Below are 22,103 nucleotides of genomic sequence, written 5' to 3'. Positions count from 1 at the left end.
GTGGCCGGGGCAGTCGACGTGCGCATAGTGGCGGTTGGCGGTCTCATATTCGACGTGCGCGGTGTTGATCGTGATGCCGCGCGCCTTTTCTTCCGGCGCCGCGTCGATTTCGTCATATTTCTTCGCCTCGCCGCCAAACTTGGCCGACAACACGGTCGCAATCGCTGCAGTCAGCGTGGTCTTGCCATGGTCAACGTGCCCAATCGTGCCCACATTCACGTGCGGTTTGGTCCGCTCAAACTTGCCTTTTGCCATTTTAGACTCCTAACGATTTGATGAGAATGTCTAGGCACGCGCCTGACTGTCTTGCCATTTCTAGAAACTGGTGCCCTTGACGTGGATTGAACACGTGGCCTCTCCCTTACCAAGGGAGTGCTCTACCACTGAGCTACAAGGGCATTTCCGTCGTCCGCATCAAAAAACTGCGTCCAACCAAAACTGGAGCGGGTGAAGGGAATCGAACCCTCGTCGTAAGCTTGGAAGGCTTCTGCTCTACCATTGAGCTACACCCGCAAGGACCTCTTCAGCCGCACAATTCCCGCGTTTTAACTGGTGGAGGGGGCTGGATTCGAACCAGCGTACTCGTAAGAGGGCAGATTTACAGTCTGCTGCCATTAACCACTCGGCCACCCCTCCGCAGGGAACCCCAAACTATAGTAGCAAGGTCCTTGCTTGTCAACCCAAAATTGCATTTGGGCTGCATTTTTTTGGTGCCCGCCTGCCGAACGCCTCCGGTGAAGGGGCTTTAGTGCACAGTCGGCAGGCTTCAATAGCATTAGACCTAAAATCGTGTTTCGCGTGCCGCGGTGAGAAAGTCGTCAAGAATTGGTGTGCAGTCAAGCAATTCCGCACTCCGGGCGCGGTGGAATTCAGGGTGCCATTGCAGTCCCATGACGAAGCGCGCCTTGCGGTAGCGGACGGCTTCGACAATGTTGTCCGGTCCGGACACCGCCTCGACGACCAGATCGCGCCCGAGGTCCTTGACTGCCTGATGATGGATCGAGTTGACCAACGCTTCCGGCTTGGCTGGAAACAGGGAACCGAGAAGTGAACCTTTGGGGAACTGGATGACGTGATAGTGACTGTCGTACAGCTCGCTGACATGCTTGATCGCAGTGGGGACGTCGGAGGCGATGTCCTGATACAGGGTTCCGCCAAACGCAACGTTGATCAATTGACAACCACGGCAAATGCCAAGCACGGGCTTGCCGGCCTCGACAAATTCATGCAGGAGTTCGAGCTCATACATGTCGCGCGCCCGGTCGCCGATCCATTCCGGACGCGTGGCATTTTCTGCGTAAGTCTGCGGCGAGACATCGGCACCGCCTTGCAGGACCAGACCGTCCAGATGCTTGGCATAATCCCGCAAGCGAATATTGCTTGGATGCAACATGCTATTGTTGTTGACCGTCGGAATCATGAAAACCATCACGTCGCGCGACATGACCCACTGGGCGATTGATTCCTCAAGGTATTGTAAGGTCTTGCTGCGCAAGCCTTTGGCGCCCATCTCAGGATGGAAGATTCGCGCGGAAACGCCGATCTTCAGGGTGCGCTTCGTCAGGCGGTGAAGGATCCGGTCGGACAAGGCGCGCATGCGAGCGCCAATGATCTTTTGCGTCTGCGCCCAGGGCGATTCATGTGAGCGCAAGCGGGGGAAAGTTTCGCTATCGGTTCCGGCCGCATTGGTGCCGGCGCCTATGGAAGTCGGTTCGGGAGGTCGGGCGTTCGGGTTGTTCTGTTCGGGCATAAGATCGGTCACACTACTATTTCCGTCCGGAGGATCATGTCTGCTTGATCACGCTCCATGATGAACGGCTGCGTCAGGACAATTAGCGATTGCCTGCAGACAGCGCGGGAATATTGATTCTGACCCATTAGTTTCTCGGCGGTTCAATCGCATGGGTCCGCAATGTTCACGATCCTCGCCGGGCAAAGCGACGACATACGCAAGATCGGCGTACGTAATAAAATTGCACACCATTGAAAACCGCTTTCCCGTTCGCCAACTATGATAACGATTTTTCATAACCCCCGGTGTTCCAAATCACGCGAAGCGCTGGCGCTGGTCGAGGACTACGCAGCACGCCGGCAGGAACCGGTCGACGTCGTGGAGTACCTGAAGACGCCGCCGACGGAACAGCAGCTTGCAACCCTGCTTGGCCAGCTGCATGCCAGCGCGCGCGACATCGTGCGTAGCAATGAAGAGGAATATGAAGCCCTCGGACTGGCGCAAGCCGACGATGCAGCCTTGCTGAAGGCAGTTGCCGCACAGCCGAAGTTGCTGCAGCGACCCATCGTCGTTTACAAAGGGCGCGCCGTAATCGGCAGGCCGCCGGAGCGCGTGCGGGAATTACTGGGCGCAGACTGAAGACGGTGAGCGGTTTCAGCTCTCGGCCGTCGGTACCGCGCCATGCTTTCTCAGCATGCCCCTGTATAGGTCGGCCAGCGGCACAAGGCGCGGGTTGCTCGGTTCGAGGCGCCTGGCCGATTCGATGTAACCGCGCGCCTGCTCGGCCAGGCGCGCATCCCAGCCTACATTCTCGAGGTACTTGAGCACGGCCAGGGCAGCGTTGAATACCACTTGCGGGTTTTCCGGCAGCTTGTGGGCTGCGGCGGTCATGAGTTCGACGGCGCCTTCGAAGTCTCCCTGCCGCGCCTTCTCGGCGCCGCCCGAGACCAGATCGATCACCTGGCGGCGCGCCTCCTTGACGACGGTCTGCGCCAGCTCCCCGCGGCCTGCCTGCTCGAAGACTTGGATCGCCTTGGTCAATGCCGCATCGTCGGCAGCATTGCTCATGACGTCGCGCATCACCTCGGATGCGCCGTCGTCGAGATGATGGTCGAGGCAGTTCTTCGCCAGTTCCATTTTCATTTCGTTGGATATGCCGTGGATGTCGCGGCAGGCTGCGACTGCCGTCGTCAGCTCCTCGGCGGCCCGCTCGGTATTGCCCAGCTCCGCTTGCAGCAGCGCCGATGACAATGCGCGGCAGGCGGGCGTCTTGTCCACGCCGGCAAATGATTTCTCGAGGTCGCGGATGACGGTTGCCGCCTGTTGTGTATCGCTCTTCTTCACCAGCGTGCGCACAAGGCGCACATGGTCTTCGGGATCGCGGAATTCGGAATACTTTGCCTTGGCAACGACACGCTGGAAGGATTTCTCGGCGGTTTCCATATCGCCGGTTTCCAGCGCAACTTCGCCAAGCTTGCGGAGGCGGCGCACGGCGTGCGGCGAGATGGCAACAGCATCGGCCAGCACCGCTTTGGCCTGATCCGGCTGGTCCATCGCTTCATGCGTTTTCGCCAGCCAGTCATAGGCATCCATGTAACGGCTGCTCTCGTCGACAAGGGCAGCCAGCAGTTGCTCGGCTTCGCCGAACCTTTCCTGCATGAAGAGCGTCTTCGCAAGGCCGAGGCGCGCCCAGGCGACCGCCTTGGTGGCGAGCAGTTCCTCGTAGATCTTCTCCGCTTCCTTCGATTCACCCAGCGTGACATGCAGTTCGGCGCGCAGGCGCCGAAAATCGATCGCATACTTCGGATACTTGCCTTCGCCAATGCGGCAGAGCTCAATGGCTTCATGCAGATTGCCATGCTCCATCAGGTGGTAGACCGGCAGGAAAGCAGTTCGTTTTTCGAGCGCACGTGCAATTCGCTCGAGCAGCGTGTCGGCAGTGAATGGCTTGAGTACGTAATCGGTCGGCGCCAGCTCGGCCGCGCTGACGACCTTTTCATACAGGCGCTCGGCCGTCACGATGATGAAGATGGTCCACAGCGGGATCAGCTTGTTGTGCCGCAGGTCTTCCAGCAATTGCTGTCCGTCCTGCCCCTCGCCGAGATCGTATTCGCAAAGGATGATGTCGTAAGCTTTGTTCTTGAGCGGGCGGATCGCCGTGCCGGAGCTTACCGCATGGTCGATCTTCGTGATGCCGCACAGGTTGAGCATGTTGTGAAAACTGGCGCGCATGCCCGAATGCGGCTCGATGATCAGTGCGGTCAGACTGCGAAGCGATGCCATTCCAGAAGTCCCGTATGCAACGCCGCCCATCCCTGGGGCTGGCTTTCAAGCCGAGAACATACCACTGTCGCGCCGAAAAGCAAACCCGCAAGGGCTTGCTCCGCCTTCGGATCTAACGGGCAGGCGCTTCGCTCGGACGCATGCGCCAGGCGGACACCACCGCGCTCGCGCACAGCGCCGCCACGAACATGAAGGTTTCATTGAAGGCCTCCACCTGGCCGCCGCCCGGAGCGCCCTGGTGCGCAGCAAGGCGCCACTCGAGCAGGATGCCGACAACGCTCACGCCGATCGCACCCCCTAGCTGGCGCATGAAGTTGATCGAGCTGGCGCCCTGCGCGATCAGGCCGACTTCGACGCCTCGCATCGATCCGATGCTGAGCGAGGGCATGACGAAGCCAAGCCCCAGCCGGCCGATGATGGCCCACGCCATCAGGGTGAAATAGCCGGTGGCGCGGGAACCTGCGGCCATTAGTGCAAAGGATAGCGCCAGCAGGCACAGCCCGACGGACACCAGGACGTTCGGCGGGAACTGGTCCGACAGCTTGCCGGCGACGATGATCGTCACGGCCAGCACGATCCCGGCGGGCAACAGGAGGAGCCCGGCTTCCGAGGGCGCATAACGCAGCGCCATCTGCATGTACACCGGGACCAGATAAGTCGAGCCATACAGGCCTGCGCCGTAGATGAATGCCACTACCGCGCCCATCGCAAACTGGCGATAGCGGAACAAACTCATGTTCATCAAGCCGTGCTGCACGCTGCGCTGGTAGAACACAAATCCCACGATGCAGGCTGCGGAGGCCAGCAGCAGTCCGGAGGCCGCGAGCAATCCGTGATGCAGATTCACCAGTCCGTTGAGCAGGCACGTGGTGCCAGCGCCGGCGAGCATCAGGCCTTTCCAGTCGAGCGGCCTGGCATTGGCGGTGATGGTCGAATTGACGGCGAGAAGACGGCGCACCATCAGCAGGACGAGGAAGCAGAACGGCACGACGGCGAAGAAGATCGAACGCCAGCCGAAGTGTTCGACAAGAACGCCGCCGACGCTCGGCCCGATCGCGGGTGCAAGCACGACACCAAAACCGAAGATGCCCATGGCCTTGCCTTGTTCCCGCGCATCGAAGGAACGCAGGATGACGATGGACGGGATCGGCTGCATGATGCCGGCCGCCATGCCTTCCGCCACGCGCATGGACAGCAGCATCGGATAGTTGATGCTGAAGCCGCCCAGAACGCCGCCCACCAGCAGCAGGAAGATCGCCCCGGCGTAGGTCTTGCGCAGGCCGTAACGCAGCAGCAGCCATGGCGTGGTCAGCATGGACAGCGTCATCGCCAGCATGAAACCGGCTGACACCCATTGGGCGCGTTCCTGGCCGAGCCCGAAGTGCCGGCTCAGGTCAGGAACGGCAACGTTGACGATGGTAGAGGACAGGACCGACGCCATGGTGCCGATCATGACGGTCAGCAGGACCAGCCATTTGTAGCGGGTGCCGTAGCGGCTGCGCAATTGTTCGAGAGTGGGCTGCATGATGGATGAATGTCATCGATGGAGGCATCGATGCGAATGATTGTTCAGCTGAGTACTTCCGCAAGCACGAATGCGATGAGCGACAGCACAAGCGTCGAGCCAAACGGCAAACAGAAGTTCAGCGAGCGCACGCGAAAGCGGACGTCGCCGGGAAGGCGTCCGACGCCGAGCCTGTCGAACACCGGCAACAGCGGGTAGAACACGAACAGGCCGACAAATATCGCGGCAACCCAGCGGATCATGGCTTTCCTCTTGATAGCAGTGGAACGGTGAGTGTACCAAGAGTCGGCCCGTGCCTTGCGGCGGTGCCCGCTCCTTCCTGCTGCGTCCGCCATCCGCGCGAAGGCCGCGGTGCATGGAAATTTCATCGCCCACACTTTGCTGGCAGCGCATTGAATATTAAGGAATTTCGCCGAACGGCCGGGCGCGGCTGCACATAAAAAATGTACTTCGACCTGTGGCGCCATCATCTGCATCCTCACCTGATTTGCTGCGCAAGTCCTTGATTTGGCAGGAGGATTTCCGCCTCCGGCGCGACTGGCACGGCCAATGCTAAGTACAGGGTAAACGCAAAACAGAGCCGGAAAAATGGACACGAAAGCCAAAATCCTGATCGTCGATGATGAAGACATCGTCCGCATGAGTTACGAGAGGATTTTTGCGGGAACGAACTGCGATGTGGAAGCAGCGTCCAGCGGAATCCAGGCGGTTGAACTGCTGCAAAGGCAACGGGATCCGTTCGATGTCGTGCTGCTCGACCTGCGCATGCCCGGCATGGACGGCATGACGGTCCTCAAGGCCATCAAGCAGCGCTGGCCCGAGAGCGAAGTGATCGTCATTACCGGGTATCCGACGATCGATTCCGCGAAGGAGGCCGTGACGCTTGGCGCCTACGACTACCTGACCAAGCCGGTGGGACCGGAACAGGTGATCGATGCGACCGTCGGCGCCATGCAGCACAAGCGCTGGGCCCTGCGTCCCGATGCCGGCTCCGGGCGGATGGAGTGAATGAATATGAAGTTCCAGGCTGTTTTCAGCAATGTCGCTGGTCAGCCGATTTTTTCGAGGGGGATATCATGAGTGCGCAACGTAAAGTGCTGGTTGTCGATGACGACCCGGTGGTTGGCAAGAGTTTCAACCGTGTTCTTTCCGATAAAGGCTACATCGTGATCACTGCCGAGAACGGCTACGACGCGCTGATGAAGCTGCAGGAGGAAAAATATGACGTTGTCTTCACCGACATCAAGATGCCTGGCATGAACGGTCTTGAAGTCGCCGAACGCGTCAAGCAAAATCAACCGTGGACGCCGGTAGTGATCGTGACCGGCTACGGCACCAAGGCCAATGAGGAAAGGGCCAAGGCGGTCGGCGTGTCCGAGTTCCTGCGCAAGCCCCTGTCGCCGGAGATGATCGAAGAGACGACAGTGCGCGCGCTGCACCTCGCGGAAGCGCCGCAGGCCGCGCCACCACAGGAAGAGCCCGCCGCAGTCCCGCAGGCGCAGCCGGCCGCAGCCAAGAAACCGAACGTGCTGAAGAACATGCTGCTGTTCCTGTCGGCACCGTTCGTCGGCCTGGTCTACGCGATCCTGCTGCCCTTCGTCGGTATCGGCATGCTGGCCTGGGTGGCTGGGCAGGCCGTGATGAAGCAACCCAAGGCGGTTGCCGCAGCGCGCGCCGTGATGTTCGGAGCGAAGTTGATCGCAGCGCCGTTCATCGGCCTGGCCTACATCGTCCTGTTCCCGTTCGCGGGTCTCGCGATGCTGGCGTGGATTGGTGGAAAGGCGCTGGTCACCCGGCGCGTTGAAGAGTGAGGCTTCTGGTGCGGGCGGCGCTGGACGAGGACATCCCCCTCACCCGGCGCCGCCGGTACACATTGGGACACTTTCGTTCAAAGGGGAATCACCATGACCCGCTCCCGGACACTGAGCGCCGCAGCAAGGCCGCCCTATCATCGTGCGAGCTTCATCCTGGCGATGATGGCGGCAATCGCATTATTCATCATGAGCATGGCGGTTCATGCCGCCGATGACAAGGACAAGGACAATGGCCTTTCCGACGAGGACATGGCCTGCCTGAAGTGCCATTCGAAACCGGGCCAGGAAAAGACGCTCGGCAATGGCGAAAAACTCTCGCTGTTCATCGGAACCAAGGCCTTCGCCGAGTCGGCGCACCACAAGGAAGGTTGCGAAGGATGCCACTCCGAGATCGACGAGAAGACCCATGGCAAGGAAAAGACGAGCATCGCCAGCAAGCGCGCGCAAGCGCTGTCGATGATGGATGCCTGCCGCGACTGCCACAAGAAGACATTCAAGCAGTACGAAGACAGCGTGCACGCCGCGCTGGTCCAGGACGGCAGCGAAAAGGCGCCGTTGTGCTCGGATTGCCATAATCCGCATACGACGCGCACGGCCAAGAGCGCACCGGCGGCCAGCAGCGCGGTGATCTGCCAGAAATGCCACGAGAAGATCGACAAGGCCTTCACGGCGAGCGTGCACGGACAATCGGCGGGCGACGACGAACTGGCCTGCGCCGACTGCCACCGCACGCACAACGTGAAGGCTGCCTCGCTGGGCAACAACATGAAGAAGGAATGCATTTCCTGCCATCGCGACACAGCATCGACGCACAGCAAGTGGCTGCCGAACACCGAGCGTCACCTGGAAGCCATCTCCTGCCCGGCCTGCCATTCGCCCGGAGCGAAACGTCGCGTCAACCTCCGGCTGTATGACGGCATGACGCAGCAGCAGGCCTCCGACAAGGTCGGCGTGCCGCAATTCATAAAGCTGGCCGGCTCCCCGGATGCGAACAGCAGTCTCGATGCACGCGCCCTGTGGAGCATGCTGCAGGAATTCAACAGCAACGGCGGCCCGACCAAGACGGTGTTGCGCGGCAGGCTCGAAGTCAAGACGGGCGTCGAGGCGCACCAGATGGCGAAGAAGGAGCAGGCGCTGAAGGATTGCGACACCTGCCATAGCGAAGGTGCTGAGCCCTTCCAGAGCGTGACGGTCAGCATCGCCGGTCCGGACGGCCGACCGGTACGCCGCGACGCCAGCAAGGGAATCCTGAATTCGGTCGAGTCGATCGAATCCGTCGGCGGCTTCTATGCGATCGGCAGTACGCGCATCAAGCTGCTCGACACGCTGCTGGTCCTCACCGTGGCAGCAGGCATTCTCCTGCCGGGCGCGCACCTGACGGCGAAATGGTTGTTCCGCCGTGCGCGTGCGAAACAAGAGACTGACGCAGGCCGCAGCGCCGACGAGTCTACGCCGAACTAACTGGAGATGATCATGAGCAAAGTGTACGTACACCCTCTCCCGGTCAGAATCTGGCACTGGGCGAATGCACTGTTTTTCATCCTGCTGATCGTCAGCGGTCTGCAAGTCCGCTATCTCGGCTCGATGAACCTGATGTCATTCCGCACCGCTGTAGTGATCCACAACTGGGTCGGTTTCGCGCTGATCGGAAACTTCTGCATCTGGTTGCTGTTCTACCTGTTCTCGGAACGGAACAAGGCTTACCATCCCGAGTTCAACCTGCTCAAACTGTTCCGCGAATGCTTCCGCCAGGCGCGCTATTACGGCTACGGCATGTTCCGCGGCGAGGCCAATCCGCATCACATCGACCCGTACAGCAAGTTCAATCCTCTGCAGCGCATGCTCTACCAGATCCTGATGCTGATGCTCCTGCCGCTGCAGTTCTTCACCGGCGTGCTGCTGTGGGACGTGAAGCGCTTCTCGGACATCGTGGACATGCTCGGCGGCGTGCGCGTTGTCGACACGGTGCATGTGCTGATCTTCATCTTCTTCGTGTTCTACATGTTCTTCCACCCCTACCTCGCCACGCTCGGCCACACGCCGATGGCACACATCAACGCGATGGTCACAGGCTATGAAGATGTCGAGGATGAGCATGCGGCGACTGCCGCGGAGTAAGTGAGCCGTCCACGGAAGACACGGAAAGCACGGAATTCCCTCAGGCCTTTTCCGTGCTTTCTGTGTCTTCCGTAGACAAGAAGAAGTTCACGAATGCATCACTCCGTATCTGCCCCGCGCATCTGTACACGCAGCAGTAACGGCCTACAAAGAAAACACAAAGGACACGGAAATTTTTCGTGTCTTTCGTGGGGCACGCCGAGTGTTTTTCGTGGACACCAAGAAGTTCGTGGATCAGCGAGCGCTACAATTTGTCCACGAAAAGCACGAAAAATTTTTAGCCCTTTTCCGTGTATTCAGTGTTTTCCGTGGACCACATCAAGTCGGCTCCGGCTCCCCCGGCGGGTCCTGCTCGGTGTCGCGCACGCGGATGTTGTACTTCTTCATCAGGGCCTGGAAGTTGGCGCGCTGCATGCCGGTTTCCTCCGCGCTCCGGGTGACGTTCCAGGTGTTTCTCTTCAGCGTCTCCTGCACGAAGAGCTTTTCGATGTCTTCCACCGACTTTTCCCTGACGATTTTCTTGATGCGCTTGAGGTCGTCGCTGGTGCGCGGCACTTCGACATCCGGGCGCGGCGCGCTGTCGAGGATGCTGGCGAGGTGCGCCTGGCGGATGATGTGGTCGGAGGCGAGGATGACCGCGCGATGGATGGTATTTTCGAGTTCGCGCACATTGCCCGGCCAGTCGTGATTCACCAGCAGGCTCATGGCGCCGTCCGAAAATTGTGATACCGGCTTTTCCAGCTCGCGACTGTACAGCTTGAGGAAGTGGAAGGCCAGCGCCGGAATGTCGTCGCGCCGCTCCCGCAAGGACGGGATGTGGATCGGGAAGACATTGATGCGGTAATACAGGTCTTCGCGGAAGACACCTTCTGCCACCATGCCCTTGAGGTCCTTGTTGGTGGCCGCCAGCAGGCGGACGTTGGTGGGATGCGACCGGGTATCGCCCACCGCCTTGAATTCGCGCTCCTGGATCACGCGCAGCAGCTTGGCCTGGGTCGACAGCGAGATGTTGCCGAATTCATCCAGGAAGAGCGTGCCATTGTTGGCCATGTCGAACATGCCGCGCTTGGCGGCGACGGCGCCGGTGAATGCGCCCTTCACATGGCCGAACAGTTCGCTTTCCAGCAGGTTCTCGCTCAGCGTGTTGCAGTCGACCGGCACGAATGGCTGGTCCTTGCGCAAGCTGTTGTAGTGGATCGCGCGCGCCACCATTTCCTTGCCGGTGCCGCTCTCGCCGGTGATCAGGACCGTGCAGTTGGTCGGCGCGCACTTGGCGATCAGGCGATACACGTTCTGCATCTGCGCGCTGGAACCAATGATGTTCTCGAAGCGATACCGGGAACTGACCTCGCTCTTGAGGTCGCGGTTTTCCTGCAGCAGCCGGCGGCGCTCCAGCGCACGGTCGACGATCATCTTCAGTTCGTCCGGGTCGAAGGGCTTGGACAGGTAATCGAAGGCGCCGAGCTTCATCGCGCGCACGGCAGTCTGGATCTGCGAGAGGCCGGTCATCATGATGACGTCCACGTCCGGATGCCGCTCCTTGACGTGCTGCAGCACTTCCAGCCCGTCGATTCCAGGCATCATGATGTCGAGGATGATGACGTCGTAATGATTCTCATCGACCCGGCGCAGCGCCTCCAGACCGCTCGTCACCGATTCGACCTCGTGGCGGTCGTCGCCGAGTATGCGAAGGCAGCTCCGGATGACTATTTCTTCGTCATCGACGATCAATATCCTGGCTTTCATTGCATGCTTTCCAATGGTTTGCTTTCGGCTTCGGCGACAGGTGCCCTGGCCGGAAGGTAAATGCGGAATGTGGTCCCCTCCCCGACCTTGCTCTCCACCTCGATCTCACCGCCGTGCGACTTGACGATGCCGTAGCTGACGGACAGGCCGAGGCCGGTGCCCTTGCCAACTTCCTTGGAAGTGAAGAAGGGGTCGAATATGCGTTGCATGTTGGCTTCGGGGATACCGCAGCCGTTGTCGGTGATGGCGATTTCCACCGCAGGCACAGGCGCGTCGCCGAATGCGGACAGCCGTTTTCCTGCATGCAGGCGGCTCTGGACGACAATGTGTCCACGCTCTTCGATCGCCTGCTGCGCGTTCACGAGAATGTTCATGACCACCTGCTTGATCAGGTCGGCGTCGACCAGCAGCTGCGGCAGGCCCGGATCAAGTTCCATCGCGATGTCGATCTGCTGCAGGGCGGCGGAGCGCTCGACGAACTGCACCGTTTCGCGCACGATCTGGTTCAGGTCTGCCAGTTTCTTTTCGGGCGTCTTCTCGCGTGCGAAATCGAGCAGGCGGCGGATGATGCTGGCGCAGCGCTTGGTTTCGCGGATGACGAGGTCCAGGTCCTCCGCATCCTGGCTGCCCTCGGGCATCTTCTTGCGCAACAGGGAGGTGAAGGTGAGCACGCCGGTGAGCGGATTGTTCAGTTCATGGGCAATGCCTGCCGCCAGCTTGCCGATGGAGGCGAGCTTTTCGCCGCGCGCCACTTCGGCCTCGGCGCGGCGCAATTCCTGGGTCCTTTCCTTGACCTTGTGTTCCAGGGTCTGCACCCATTCCTCCAGCTCGCCGCGCGACTTCTTGAGCGCAGCCGTCATCTGGTTGGTGTAGAGCGCGAGGCTGCCGAATTCATCATCGCCGCGCACCGGAATCGAATGGTCGAAATCCCCGGTAGCGAGCCTCCTGGCGCCGTTCTCCAGGTCGCGCAGCGGCACATAGATCAGGCGGTGCAACAGCCAGCCGACGCTGAGGGACACCAGGAAGATGAAGCCGATGGAAATCACAACCATGTTGACCATGTGCGCGCGCATGGTGCGGTCCACCTCGTCGAGCGAGTAGGTGATATCGACCACGCCCAGCACCGACTGGCTCTTCGGATGCTTGTGGCAGTCCGCCCCCGAACAGGAGGGCTCGTTGCGGATCACTTCCATGTTGCCGAGCATCTGGTGCCGGCCTTCGGTCTCGAACAGGCGCCACTTCTTGTGGTTGGGGATGTCGGACAGCGCCTTCTTGCCTTCGTGGCAGACCGTGCAGTGTTCCGCTTTCTTGTCGATGTGGTCGCCGATTTCATCCGGATAGTTGGAGTGGGCAATCATGCCGCTCTTGTCCAGCACGCGCACGCGCTTGATGCCATCCTGCTTGCCGATGTCCTCGATGATCTTGTCGACGATGTCCGGCTCGTCCAGCAGCATGGCGTAGCGCGTGCTCCTTTCGATCACCTGCGACAGCTGCGTCATGTGGCCGATCAGGATGCGCAGCTGTTCATTGCGCTCCTGCCGCACCAGCAGCAGGATGAAGAAGACCATTACCACGACCAGCACGACGGTCAGGTAGATGCTGACTTTGACTTTGAGGCTTTTCGGAAACATTCTCGCCTTACGGTGGATCGAGAAGGACGCCTTTACGAAAGCCGTGGCGCGACAAATGCTTCCTTCCTGGCAAGGACGAGGTCGTGACAACGGCACGCATCGATAAGTATTGCGACGAGGGCAATTTTTTTCAATCTCGCCCATTGAGCCATGTCAACGATGCGGGAAAAACCGGCCGTTTAAGGAAGCAATAAGTGGGGGAAGGAAGCCGCGGGGGTGTCGACGGCAACCGTTTGGGAAGGGAAGGACCGCGCTTGCCATGGCTGGCGCAGCGCGGTCTGTGATGAATGTGGCAGCGCGGGTCGCGGTCCCGCCTCAACCGCAGGCGGGCACGCTCGGTGGCGCGCTACTGGCCCACTTATAGGCTCACTTACTGGCTCATGATCCAGTTCACCAGGTTCTTGAGCTTGCCCTGGTCTTTCGTGTCGATGATCTTGTGCTGGTCTTCCGAGCCATCGTCCAGCTTGACCTTGGGCCCGGTTGTGATGCTCTTGATCAGCGCGCTCTCGGCATCCGCCTTGCCCTTGTACTTCTCTGCGATCTTCTTGTAGGACGGGCCTTTCTTGGCCTTGTCGACGGCGTGGCACTTCATGCAGCCGTTGCTCTTGGCGAGGCCGGTCGCGGCGTCCGCGTCAACGGCAGCGCTGGCGGCCGACATCGACAGTGCCAGCGAGGCTGTCAGCAATGCGCCGACGAGAGATGCACGTTTCATGGTATTCCCCTTTCCTGATGGTTGATTGCGTTGCTGTCTCCATCGTCTTGTTGGTCTTGTATCGGGACTGATGGATGTAAAGCATGCCGCATGCCAATCAGGAGAGCTGGAAACAAGTTCCTTTGCAATCAGGCGCTTAGGCAAGCCAGTGCGTGCCGGCGCTGCCGCCGTTGTCGGGCCGAAGTATATTTTTTCCATGCAGCCGCGATCCCGCAATGGCAGGGATTTCTTTTATATTCAAGGAATTAGCCAATCCGCATGGCGCTGCGGATTTCTATGCACTGCAAGGATTAATGCAACAGGCGCCCGAGCAGCACCACGGCGAAGGACAGCAGCAGCGTGGAGGCGAAGGGCAAGAAGATTTTTTTGCCGAAGAGTGTGAAGCGCACATCGCCCGGCAGGCGGCCGATGCCGAGCTTTTCGAGCCAGGGCAACAGCGACGAAAAAATGATCAGCGCGAGGAAGATGGTGAGCACCCAGCGAATCATGCGAGGCTCCGGATATCAGGTGTGGCGGTAAAAGGAACGATTGGGAACATCATAGCCTGTGACTGCGGTCGCTGCGCACGAAACTGTCCGGCAGTTCGGCGTGGCGGCCAACCACCAGCACCTTGAACAGCTCGCCCATTTCCGCGGGAGAAATCAGTTTTTGCAGGGCGTTCGCCTGCGGCAGGTAGCGCAGCGGATCCTCAGGCGAGGTACGCATGAGCAGGTCGCCGATGCCAGCCGCCAGCAGGAAGGCCGCCTGGCTGGTATAGCCGAGCATCTCCAGTCCGCCTTCGACGGCGGCATGCGCCATCGCGGTGAAATCGACGTGCGCGGTGACGTCCTGCAAACCGGGCAGGTAGAACGGGTCGGGATGGGAATGATGCCGGTAGTGGCACATCAGCGTTCCTTGCGAACGTTGCCCGAGGTAGTACTCGCGCGCCGGGAAACCATAGTCGATCAGGATCGCCGCGCCGCCACGGCCGGATTCACTCGCGCCGGCATCGATCATCGCTGCGAGCGAGCGCATGAAGCCGCTTGCAACCGGATGTACTTCCGTCAGGTAGCCAGCCGGCAATGCGTCCGCGTCGGGAATCTGCGCCACCAGCGCGCTGTCGCAGGGCCGGTCAACGAAGGTGAAACTGTCGCCGGACAGACCGACGCCGCGCTCCTGCCATGCCTGTTCGCCCTGCGCGCTCTTGATGACGAGATTGACCGGCATGGCGTCCAGCACTTCGTTGCCGAGGACGACACCGGAAAAGGCGGCAGGCATGCGTTCCAGCCAGCTCACCTGCGGGAAGTCGCGCAAGGTTTCCTGCTGGCGCGCGCGCAGTTCGCCGGACAGGTCGACAATCGTATAGCTTTCGACGGCAATGCCCATGGCGGCCAGTTCGCTCAGGATGTCGCGCGCCAGCTTGCCGGTGCCGGCGCCGAATTCCATGATCTGCGGTGCGGTCTGCGCCAACAATCCGGCAATAACATGCGCCAGCGCACCGCCAAAAAGCGGCGTGATTTCGGGCGCGGTTGTAAAATCTCCGTCTTTCCCGAGTTTGGCCGCCCCGCCGCTGTAATAACCGAGGTTCGGTGCGTACAGCAGCAGTTCCATGTAGCGTGCGAAGGAGATCCAGCCGTCATTGCGCCGGATTTCGCCGGCGATCAGGTCGTGCAGCGCGCGTGATGCGTCCAGCGCGTCGTGAGAGGGTTCGGGCAGTTGCAGTTGCATGGCCGCTATTGTAGTGAAATCGGCTCGGGGAAGGTGAACTGGATCTCACCTGAACGCGCATGGACGGATTGACAACTTCCGCAAAGACCAACACAGCTATGACAGCACAAGCACAAAAAGTTGCACTCGTGACCGGCGCTGCAAAACGCATCGGCCGCGACATTGCGCTTGCGCTTGCGCAGCGCGGCTGGGACGTGGCCGTGCATTATGGCAGCTCGGCCGAAGCGGCGCAGGCCACGGTGCGCGAGATTGAACGGCTTGGCCGCCGCGCTGCTGCCGTGCAGTGCGACCTGGCCGACGAAGCGGCCGTGAAGGCGCTGCTTCCGCATGTGGCGCAGGTTCTCGGCCCTGCCCGCTGCGTGGTCAATAATGCATCGGTCTTCGGGCACGATACCTGCGCCGACTTGGCACAGGCCTGCCTGGACCGGCACATGCACACCAACCTCGTCGCTCCGGTACTGCTGGCGCAGGCGCTTTACGATGCGACGCCCTCCGGTGCGCAGGCCGTGGTCGTGAACCTGCTCGACCAGAAACTCTTCAACCTGAATCCCGATTTCCTTTCCTACACGCTGTCGAAGGCGGCGCTGCACACCGCCACCACGATGCTGGCGCAGGCGCTGGCGCCCAAAGTGCGCGTGGTCGGCGTTGCGCCCGGCATCACGCTGGTCTCCGGCAACCAGACCGAGGAGGAATTCGCGAAGGCACACACCATGACGCCGCTGGGCCGCTCCAGCACGCCGGACGATGTCGCCTCGACGGTCTGTTTCGTCGCAGAGAATGCGGCGATCACCGGTACCACCCTGCTGGTCGATGGCGGCCAGCATTTGATCCCCCTGCAACGCGACGTGATGTTCGTTGCAAAATAACTTTTGACATTATGCTTTCCTCCCTCTCGCACCCCAGCCTTGCCGATTGCCGGCGCCTCTTCCTGCGCAACTACGAGGTCATGATCAACATCGGCGTCCATGAATTCGAAAAGAAGGGCGAGCAGCGCGTGCTGATCAATGTCGACCTGTTCATCCCGCTGGCGGAATCGACGCCGAAGGAAGACCACCTCGTTGAAGTCGTCGACTATGACTTCATGCGCGACACGATCGCGAAGCGCATGGCGCAAGGGCACATCCATCTGCAGGAAACGCTGTGCGACGACGTGGCGCACGCCATGCTCTCGCACCCGAAGGTGCGCGCGGTGCGGGTGTCGACAGAGAAGCCTGATGTCTATCCCGACTGCGATGCGGTCGGCGTGGAAGTCATCCATATCAAGGGTTAAGCAATGACAGATATCCTGAACAAGGCCGTTGCCGAAACGCACGCGGCGGACGAAGCCATCGGCGCGAAAAAGGCGGAAAAGATCGCTTACGAAAACAACAAGCTGCACAAGCGCCTGTTCCGCCTGGTCGGCCAGGCGATCGGCGACTTCAACATGATCGAGGACGGCGACAAGGTGATGGTCTGCCTGTCCGGCGGCAAGGACAGCTACGGCCTGCTCGACATCCTGATGATCATGCGCGAGCGCGCACCGATCCATTTCGACATCGTGGCGGTCAATCTCGACCAGAAACAGCCGGGCTTTCCGGAGCATGTGCTGCCCGAGTACCTGACGAAGGTCGGCGTGCCCTTCCACATCGAAAACCAGGACACCTACAGCATCGTCAAGCGCCTCATCCCCGAGGGCAAGACCACCTGCTCGCTCTGCTCGCGGCTGCGGCGCGGCATCCTGTACCGGGTGGCGAGCGAACTCGGCGCGACCAAGATCGCACTGGGCCACCATCGCGACGACATCCTGGAAACCTTTTTCCTCAACATGTTCTTCGGCTCCAAGCTGAAGGGCATGCCGCCCAAGCTGCAGTCCGATGACGGCAAGCACATCGTGATTCGGCCGCTGGCGTATGTGAAGGAAATCGACATGGAACGCTACGCGCAGGTGAAGCAGTTCCCGATCATTCCCTGCGACCTGTGCGGCAGCCAGGAAAACTTGCAGCGCAAGCAGATCAAGGCCATGCTGCGTGAGTGGGAGAAGAAGCATCCGGGGCGCGTGGAGAACATTTTCTCGGCGCTGTCGACGATTACGCCCTCGCACTTGATGGACAAGAAGATGTTCAACTTCATGGACCTGAAGGTGACGGGCGAGGCCTCGCCGGATGGGGATATCGCGTTCGATGAAGAGCCGTGCGCGCCGCCGAGCGCGAATGTGGTCCGCTTCGGCAATCTGGATGACGAGTAAACGGCTTCCGTCGTCGCATCACAAGGCGTAGGCTGGGTTGAGGCACGAAACCCAATGTTCTGAGAATGAAATGCTGGGTTTCGTGCCTCAGCCCAGCCTACGAAATCGCGCGCCCGTTTCGTCTGATCAGGTAGCCTTCGCCGCGAGCGAACGGCAATCCTCGATCCACTTCTGCGCACGCTTGAGCGCGAACGTCTTCTGCGCCGGCGTGGCGATATTCACGATCAGCGCCACCATCTGCAACGTGCCGTCGCGTGACGCGTCGAAGAATGCCTTGTGCTGTTCATAGAGGAAGTGATCGAAGCTGCGCTCGATATAAGCGCGCAACAGGCCCGACGCGACTTCCTTCGAGGGCCGCTCGGCCTGGATCTTCTTCAGGATCCTGATCAGTTCCTGCTGCCGCTGCAGGCGCTCCGCCATCCACAGTTCGTTATCCAGCGGGCGCGCGTCCGACGCTGCACGGATCTGCTGTTCCTGCTGCGCGCTGAAATCACCGAACCAGTATTCGGCCTGCTTCATGAGTTTCTTGTAACGGTACAGTTGACGGTCCTCAACGCTGCCACGCAGGGTGTCTTTACGATAACTGTCGTTGGTGGAGGCGAACTTCTTTTCAAGATGCGCGATCTGTTGCGGCTGCAGTGACAAGGCGAGATCGGTCAGGTCGGGCAGTACCCTTTCCATTGTCAGCATGGCGTATTTCTTGACCTCGGTATAGTCGGCCTGTACATCCGCCGGTGTCACCTTGTTCTGCAGGCGCTGCTGCTCCCGTGCCAGCAATTGTGCATAGGCCGGCAGCTGCGTCTTGCGGTGCCATGCGAAGAAATTGTCGATGCGCGCCTTGACCCAGGGTTTCTGGTCATCGGTGAAATCGACGTAGCCATTCATCCACCAGTACACAAAGGTATCGCCGTTGGCATAACCGAGGCGCAGCGCGCTGCAGCCCGCCAACAGCAATGCGAGCAGGAAAAGAGCCGCCCGAACGTAAAAAGCGCGATAAGGTCGCATGATAGAATTTTGCATCACTTCCACTGGTCATTCATGAACATTGTCATTCTCGCTGCCGGCATGGGAAAGCGCATGCAATCCGCGTTGCCGAAAGTCCTGCACCCCCTCGCGGGCAAGCCTTTGCTGTCGCACGTCATCGACACGGCGCGTGCCCTGTCACCCACCAGGCTGTGCGTCATTTACGGCCATGGCGGTGAAGCCGTGCCGGAATCCCTCGCCTCGCCGGATATCGTTTTCGCCAAACAGGAACCGCAACTCGGCACCGGCCACGCGGTGATGCAGGCGGTGCCGCATCTGCGCGACGATGTGCCGACGCTGATCCTGTACGGCGACGTTCCGCTGACGACAAGAAATTCGCTCCAGCAATTGTTGGACAGCGCTGGCAGCAATAAGTTGGCGGTGCTCACTGTCGAGCTGGAAAATCCGACCGGCTATGGACGTATTGTGCGCCGGCAAGGGAATATCGTGGGCATCGTGGAACAGAAGGACGCGACCGAGACAGAGCGCGCGATTCGCGAGGTCAATACCGGCATCATGGTGGCGCCGACCGCGCAGCTGAAGAAGTGGCTGACGACGCTCTCGAACGACAACGCGCAGCGCGAGTATTACCTGACTGACATCGTGGCGCGCGCGGTTGCCGACGACGTGCCGGTCGTCTCCGCGCAGCCCGCCGCGGTGTGGGAGACGCTGGGCGTCAACAGCAAGGTGCAGCTTGCGGAACTGGAACGCATCCATCAACGCAATATCGCGGATGCGCTGCTGGAGCAAGGAGTGACGCTGGCCGATCCGGCGCGCATCGATGTGCGCGGCGCGCTCACCTGCGGACGCGATGTGCAGATCGACATCAACTGCGTGTTCGAGGGCGACGTCACGCTGGAGGAAGGCGTGAGCATCGGTGCGCATTGCGTGGTCAGGAATGCCCGCATTGCGCGTGGCGCGGAGATCAAGCCGTTCTGCCATATCGACGGCGCTGTGATCGGCGCGGAATCGATCATTGGCCCATATGCGCGGCTGCGTCCCGGCACCGAGCTGGCTGAAGATGTCCATGTCGGTAACTTTGTCGAAGTGAAGAACAGCCAGGTCGCGGCGCATAGCAAGGCCAACCACCTGGCCTACCTGGGCGATGCGACGATCGGCTCGCGCGTGAACATCGGCGCGGGCACCATCACCTGCAATTACGACGGCGCGAACAAGTTCCGCACCGTGATCGAGGACGATGCCTTCATCGGCAGCGACACGCAGCTCGTGGCGCCGGTGCGCGTGGGCAAGGGGGCAAACCTTGGCGCCGGCACCACGCTGACCAGGGATGCGCCGGATGGCAAGCTCACCATCTCGCGTGCCAAGCAGATGACGATCGAGAACTGGAAGCGGCCGGTCAAGGTCAAGAAATAGGCGGCGCCGCCGCGCCGCGCCTCAGACGGCGATGCGCGTCTCGAACTTGCTGCGGTGGATAGAGAAGAAGCTGCGCACATTGCGCACGTTCGCATGCGATGCGAACAAGCGGTGCGCCAGCGCATGGTAGGCCGGCATGTCGGCCACCTGCACCACCAGCACGAAATCCGGGCCGGGCGAGACGCGATAACACTGCAGCACCGCCGCCTCGTTCGCCACCAGCGTCTCGAAGTCCTCCATCCGCTCCGCGCCCTGGTGGTCCAGCGTGATCTCGACGATCGCCGTCAGGGCCGACCCCACCTTTTCCGGCGCCACCAGCGCCACCTGCTTCTGGATCACGCCTGCGTCAATCAAACGCTTGACCCGCCGCAAGCACGTCGGCGGCGAAGCATGCACACTTGCTGCGAGGTCACTATTCGTTTGCGAGGCGTCAGCCTGCAACGCATTCAGGATGCGCCGGTCGAGTTCGTCCAGAATGATCGGTTCTTCCGCCATAAATGATATTTTTCCAGTTATTTTGAAATATTATTTCACACACTCATTGACGCGCAATATTAGTTCATATTTTGCGTTATTTAGAAAACTTATTTCGTCAAAGCTCTTCTAGGATAGAGCCGTCCAATCATTCATCAGAGGAATTTCCATGTGCGGAATCGTCGGCGCCGTCGCCCAACGCAATATCACCCCGATCCTGTTGCAAGGATTGAAACGGCTTGAATATCGTGGTTACGACTCCTGCGGCGTCGCCCTGCATGTCGACGGCACGCTGCAACGTTCGCGCAGCACCTCTCGTGTGGCTGATCTGGAAATGCAGGTCGAGAAGGCCGGCTTGTCCGGGTTCACCGGCATCGCGCACACCCGCTGGGCGACGCACGGTGCGCCCGCGTCGCACAACGCGCATCCGCATTTTTCGCGTGACCGCATCGCGCTGGTCCACAACGGCATCATCGAGAACCATGACGAGCTGCGCGCAGAACTCACCGCCGCCGGTTATGTGTTCGAGAGCCAGACCGATACCGAGGTCATCGCGCACCTGATCAACCACATGTACAACGGCGACCTGTTCGAGACGGTGCAGCAGGCGGTCAAGCGCCTGCAGGGCGCGTATGCGATCGCCGTATTCTGCCGCGACGAGCCGCATCGCGTGATTGGCGCGCGCCAGGGCTCGCCGCTGATCGTCGGCGTCGGCAAGGGCGAGAATTTCCTTGCGTCGGATGCGATGGCGCTGGCCGGCACCACCGACCAGATCATCTTCCTTGAAGAAGGCGACGTGGTCGACCTGCAGCTGAACCGCTACTGGATCGTCGATGCCAGCGGCAAGCAGGTCGAGCGCGAGGTGCGCACGGTGCACGCGCACAGCGGCGCGGCCGAACTCGGCCCCTACCGCCACTACATGCAGAAGGAAATCTTCGAACAGCCGCGCGCCGTGGGCGACACCATCGAAGGCGTGTCCGCCATCATGCCGGAACTGTTCGGCGACAAGGCCTACAACGTCTTCAAGAAAATTGATTCCGTCCTGATCCTCGCCTGCGGCACCAGCTATTACGCCGGCCTCACCGCGAAGTACTGGATCGAATCAATCGCGAAGCTACCGGTGAATGTCGAGATTGCGAGCGAATACCGCTACCGCGACAGCGTGCCGAATCCGAATGCGCTGGTGGTCACGATCTCACAGAGCGGCGAGACCGCCGATACGCTGGCCGCGCTCAAGCATGCGCGCGCATTGGACATGGTGAACAGCCTGACCATCTGCAACGTCGCCACCAGTGCCATGGTGCGTGAATGCATGCTGGCGTACATCACGCGTGCCGGTGTCGAGGTCGGCGTGGCATCGACCAAAGCCTTCACCACCCAACTGGTTGCGCTCTTCCTGCTGACGCTGGCGCTGGCACAAGTGCGCGGCCGCTTGACCGATGAGCAGGAAGCCGCGCACCTGAAGGCGCTGCGGCATTTGCCGGTGTCGATCGCTGCCGTGCTCGCGCTGGAGCCGCAAATCATCGCCTGGTCGGAAGAATTCGCGCGCAAGGAAAACGCGTTGTTCCTCGGGCGCGGCCTGCACTACCCGATCGCGCTCGAAGGCGCGCTGAAGCTGAAGGAGATTTCCTACATCCACGCCGAAGCCTATCCCGCCGGCGAACTGAAGCACGGCCCGCTCGCGCTGGTGACGCAGGAGATGCCGGTGGTGACGGTCGCGCCGAACGACACGCTGCTCGA

At 60.6% G+C, this 22,103-nt stretch carries 21 protein-coding genes, 3 tRNA genes and 1 pseudogene; 10 read left to right on the top strand and 15 right to left on the bottom strand.

Annotated features, from left to right (window positions below; translation table 11 throughout):
* From VJ698_RS23355 to VJ698_RS23335, 5 genes and pseudogenes are all read right to left on the bottom strand, one after another.
* On the bottom strand, window positions 1–255 hold a 255-nt coding region (locus VJ698_RS23355), incomplete at its 3' end, for a GTP-binding protein (protein ID WP_324105221.1).
* Between the two features lie 68 nt (window positions 256–323).
* A tRNA-Thr gene (locus tag VJ698_RS23350) sits at window positions 324–398 on the bottom strand.
* Between the two features lie 41 nt (window positions 399–439).
* A tRNA-Gly gene (locus VJ698_RS23345) sits at window positions 440–513 on the bottom strand.
* Between the two features lie 37 nt (window positions 514–550).
* Window positions 551–636, bottom strand: a tRNA-Tyr gene (locus VJ698_RS23340).
* 145 nt (window positions 637–781) lie between these two features.
* A pseudogene (locus VJ698_RS23335) lies at window positions 782–1,636 on the bottom strand (gamma-glutamyl-gamma-aminobutyrate hydrolase family protein); the annotation flags it as partial.
* 375 nt (window positions 1,637–2,011) lie between these two features.
* Here VJ698_RS23335 and arsC point away from each other — a divergent pair.
* Window positions 2,012–2,371, top strand: coding sequence for an arsenate reductase (glutaredoxin) (gene arsC / locus VJ698_RS23330; protein WP_324105220.1), 360 nt, complete (start codon window positions 2,012–2,014; stop codon window positions 2,369–2,371).
* Window positions 2,372–2,386: 15 nt separating this feature from the next.
* Here arsC and VJ698_RS23325 read toward each other — a convergent pair whose 3' ends face one another.
* The 3 genes from VJ698_RS23325 to VJ698_RS23315 form a co-directional block, all read right to left on the bottom strand.
* Window positions 2,387–4,015 carry a tetratricopeptide repeat protein gene (locus tag VJ698_RS23325; protein WP_324105219.1) on the bottom strand — a complete coding sequence of 543 codons (1,629 nt, stop codon included), beginning with the start codon at window positions 4,013–4,015 and terminating at the stop codon, window positions 2,387–2,389.
* 112 nt (window positions 4,016–4,127) lie between these two features.
* Window positions 4,128–5,540: a DHA2 family efflux MFS transporter permease subunit gene (locus tag VJ698_RS23320; RefSeq protein WP_324105218.1), complete on the bottom strand. Its 1,413-nt coding sequence runs from the start codon at window positions 5,538–5,540 to the stop codon at window positions 4,128–4,130.
* A 44-nt stretch (window positions 5,541–5,584) separates the two neighbouring features.
* Complete coding sequence (locus VJ698_RS23315) at window positions 5,585–6,016, bottom strand: DUF2905 domain-containing protein (RefSeq protein WP_324105217.1); 432 nt, start codon at window positions 6,014–6,016, stop codon at window positions 5,585–5,587.
* A 112-nt stretch (window positions 6,017–6,128) separates the two neighbouring features.
* Between VJ698_RS23315 and VJ698_RS23310 the strand changes: the two genes are divergently transcribed.
* The 4 genes from VJ698_RS23310 to VJ698_RS23295 all read left to right on the top strand — a co-directional run bounded on the left by VJ698_RS23310 (window position 6,129) and on the right by VJ698_RS23295 (window position 9,472).
* Window positions 6,129–6,548 (top strand): response regulator, encoded by a 420-nt coding sequence (locus tag VJ698_RS23310; protein ID WP_324105216.1) that lies wholly within the window; start codon window positions 6,129–6,131, stop codon window positions 6,546–6,548.
* 68 nt (window positions 6,549–6,616) lie between these two features.
* Window positions 6,617–7,351, top strand: coding sequence for a response regulator (locus tag VJ698_RS23305; protein ID WP_324105215.1), 735 nt, complete (start codon window positions 6,617–6,619; stop codon window positions 7,349–7,351).
* 93 nt (window positions 7,352–7,444) lie between these two features.
* On the top strand, window positions 7,445–8,815 hold the full coding sequence (locus VJ698_RS23300) for a cytochrome c3 family protein (protein WP_324105214.1): 1,371 nt from the start codon (window positions 7,445–7,447) through the stop codon (window positions 8,813–8,815).
* A gap of 12 nt (window positions 8,816–8,827) precedes the next feature.
* Window positions 8,828–9,472 carry a cytochrome b/b6 domain-containing protein gene (locus tag VJ698_RS23295; protein WP_324105213.1) on the top strand — a complete coding sequence of 215 codons (645 nt, stop codon included), beginning with the start codon at window positions 8,828–8,830 and terminating at the stop codon, window positions 9,470–9,472.
* Between the two features lie 318 nt (window positions 9,473–9,790).
* On the opposite strand, the gene VJ698_RS23290 is transcribed toward VJ698_RS23295, so the two are convergent.
* The 5 genes from VJ698_RS23290 to VJ698_RS23270 form a co-directional block, all read right to left on the bottom strand.
* Window positions 9,791–11,218 (bottom strand): sigma-54 dependent transcriptional regulator, encoded by a 1,428-nt coding sequence (locus tag VJ698_RS23290; protein ID WP_324105212.1) that lies wholly within the window; start codon window positions 11,216–11,218, stop codon window positions 9,791–9,793.
* Window positions 11,215–12,849: a sensor histidine kinase gene (locus VJ698_RS23285; protein ID WP_324105211.1), complete on the bottom strand. Its 1,635-nt coding sequence runs from the start codon at window positions 12,847–12,849 to the stop codon at window positions 11,215–11,217. The genes VJ698_RS23290 and VJ698_RS23285 overlap by 4 nt, the downstream gene beginning before the upstream one ends.
* 370 nt (window positions 12,850–13,219) lie before the next feature.
* A complete protein-coding gene (locus VJ698_RS23280) occupies window positions 13,220–13,561 on the bottom strand; it encodes a c-type cytochrome (RefSeq protein WP_324105210.1) in 342 nt (113 codons plus the stop codon).
* Between the two features lie 290 nt (window positions 13,562–13,851).
* Entirely contained in the window at window positions 13,852–14,049 is a 198-nt protein-coding gene (locus VJ698_RS23275) for a DUF2905 domain-containing protein (protein ID WP_324105209.1), read from the bottom strand.
* A 49-nt stretch (window positions 14,050–14,098) separates the two neighbouring features.
* Complete coding sequence (locus tag VJ698_RS23270) at window positions 14,099–15,268, bottom strand: class I SAM-dependent methyltransferase (RefSeq protein WP_324105208.1); 1,170 nt, start codon at window positions 15,266–15,268, stop codon at window positions 14,099–14,101.
* A gap of 98 nt (window positions 15,269–15,366) precedes the next feature.
* Here VJ698_RS23270 and VJ698_RS23265 point away from each other — a divergent pair, with 98 nt between their 5' ends.
* From VJ698_RS23265 to ttcA, 3 genes are read left to right on the top strand one after another with little or no spacing between them, the layout of a single operon-like run.
* Window positions 15,367–16,134, top strand: a complete 768-nt coding sequence (locus VJ698_RS23265) for an SDR family oxidoreductase (RefSeq protein ID WP_324105207.1) — start codon at window positions 15,367–15,369, stop codon at window positions 16,132–16,134.
* Between the two features lie 11 nt (window positions 16,135–16,145).
* Window positions 16,146–16,538, top strand: coding sequence for a dihydroneopterin aldolase (locus VJ698_RS23260; protein WP_324105206.1), 393 nt, complete (start codon window positions 16,146–16,148; stop codon window positions 16,536–16,538).
* 3 nt (window positions 16,539–16,541) lie between these two features.
* Complete coding sequence (gene ttcA / locus VJ698_RS23255; RefSeq protein ID WP_324105205.1) at window positions 16,542–17,492, top strand: tRNA 2-thiocytidine(32) synthetase TtcA; 951 nt, start codon at window positions 16,542–16,544, stop codon at window positions 17,490–17,492.
* Between the two features lie 126 nt (window positions 17,493–17,618).
* Here the strand turns inward: ttcA and VJ698_RS23250 are convergent, their stop codons facing one another.
* Window positions 17,619–18,497 (bottom strand): DUF6279 family lipoprotein, encoded by an 879-nt coding sequence (locus VJ698_RS23250; protein WP_324105204.1) that lies wholly within the window; start codon window positions 18,495–18,497, stop codon window positions 17,619–17,621.
* 33 nt (window positions 18,498–18,530) lie between these two features.
* On the opposite strand from VJ698_RS23250, the gene glmU reads away from it, so the two are divergent.
* Entirely contained in the window at window positions 18,531–19,889 is a 1,359-nt protein-coding gene (glmU, locus tag VJ698_RS23245) for a bifunctional UDP-N-acetylglucosamine diphosphorylase/glucosamine-1-phosphate N-acetyltransferase GlmU (RefSeq protein ID WP_324105203.1), read from the top strand.
* A 21-nt stretch (window positions 19,890–19,910) separates the two neighbouring features.
* Here glmU and VJ698_RS23240 read toward each other — a convergent pair whose 3' ends face one another.
* Window positions 19,911–20,384 (bottom strand): Lrp/AsnC family transcriptional regulator, encoded by a 474-nt coding sequence (locus VJ698_RS23240; RefSeq protein WP_324105202.1) that lies wholly within the window; start codon window positions 20,382–20,384, stop codon window positions 19,911–19,913.
* Between the two features lie 148 nt (window positions 20,385–20,532).
* On the opposite strand from VJ698_RS23240, the gene glmS reads away from it, so the two are divergent.
* Window positions 20,533–22,103, top strand: a 1,571-nt coding sequence (gene glmS / locus VJ698_RS23235; protein ID WP_324105201.1) for a glutamine--fructose-6-phosphate transaminase (isomerizing), incomplete at its 3' end; no start/stop codon positions are given.

It is taken from the genome of Noviherbaspirillum sp., from assembly GCF_035254685.1.
Taxonomy (GTDB): Bacteria; Pseudomonadota; Gammaproteobacteria; order Burkholderiales; family Burkholderiaceae_D; genus Noviherbaspirillum.
This window is presented reverse-complemented; position numbering and strand designations above follow the sequence as displayed.

Excerpts from the sequence above, each read along its gene's own strand:
- VJ698_RS23280 (WP_324105210.1), bottom strand. The coding sequence starts at position 13,561 with ATGAAACGTGCATCTCTCGTCGGCGCATTGCTGACAGCCTCGCTGGCA.
- VJ698_RS23250 (WP_324105204.1), bottom strand. The coding sequence starts at position 18,497 with ATGCGACCTTATCGCGCTTTTTACGTTCGGGCGGCTCTTTTCCTGCTC.
- VJ698_RS23325 (WP_324105219.1), bottom strand. The coding sequence starts at position 4,015 with ATGGCATCGCTTCGCAGTCTGACCGCACTGATCATCGAGCCGCATTCG.
- VJ698_RS23285 (WP_324105211.1), bottom strand. The coding sequence starts at position 12,849 with ATGTTTCCGAAAAGCCTCAAAGTCAAAGTCAGCATCTACCTGACCGTC.
- VJ698_RS23315 (WP_324105217.1), bottom strand. The coding sequence starts at position 6,016 with ATGCAGATGATGGCGCCACAGGTCGAAGTACATTTTTTATGTGCAGCC.
- VJ698_RS23260 (WP_324105206.1), top strand. The coding sequence starts at position 16,146 with ATGCTTTCCTCCCTCTCGCACCCCAGCCTTGCCGATTGCCGGCGCCTC.
- VJ698_RS23270 (WP_324105208.1), bottom strand. The coding sequence starts at position 15,268 with ATGCAACTGCAACTGCCCGAACCCTCTCACGACGCGCTGGACGCATCA.
- arsC (WP_324105220.1), top strand. The coding sequence starts at position 2,012 with ATGATAACGATTTTTCATAACCCCCGGTGTTCCAAATCACGCGAAGCG.
- glmU (WP_324105203.1), top strand. The coding sequence starts at position 18,531 with ATGAACATTGTCATTCTCGCTGCCGGCATGGGAAAGCGCATGCAATCC.
- VJ698_RS23290 (WP_324105212.1), bottom strand. The coding sequence starts at position 11,218 with ATGAAAGCCAGGATATTGATCGTCGATGACGAAGAAATAGTCATCCGG.
- VJ698_RS23265 (WP_324105207.1), top strand. The coding sequence starts at position 15,367 with ATGACAGCACAAGCACAAAAAGTTGCACTCGTGACCGGCGCTGCAAAA.
- ttcA (WP_324105205.1), top strand. The coding sequence starts at position 16,542 with ATGACAGATATCCTGAACAAGGCCGTTGCCGAAACGCACGCGGCGGAC.
- VJ698_RS23295 (WP_324105213.1), top strand. The coding sequence starts at position 8,828 with ATGAGCAAAGTGTACGTACACCCTCTCCCGGTCAGAATCTGGCACTGG.
- VJ698_RS23305 (WP_324105215.1), top strand. The coding sequence starts at position 6,617 with ATGAGTGCGCAACGTAAAGTGCTGGTTGTCGATGACGACCCGGTGGTT.
- VJ698_RS23275 (WP_324105209.1), bottom strand. The coding sequence starts at position 14,049 with ATGATTCGCTGGGTGCTCACCATCTTCCTCGCGCTGATCATTTTTTCG.
- VJ698_RS23310 (WP_324105216.1), top strand. The coding sequence starts at position 6,129 with ATGGACACGAAAGCCAAAATCCTGATCGTCGATGATGAAGACATCGTC.
- VJ698_RS23320 (WP_324105218.1), bottom strand. The coding sequence starts at position 5,540 with ATGCAGCCCACTCTCGAACAATTGCGCAGCCGCTACGGCACCCGCTAC.
- VJ698_RS23240 (WP_324105202.1), bottom strand. The coding sequence starts at position 20,384 with ATGGCGGAAGAACCGATCATTCTGGACGAACTCGACCGGCGCATCCTG.
- VJ698_RS23300 (WP_324105214.1), top strand. The coding sequence starts at position 7,445 with ATGACCCGCTCCCGGACACTGAGCGCCGCAGCAAGGCCGCCCTATCAT.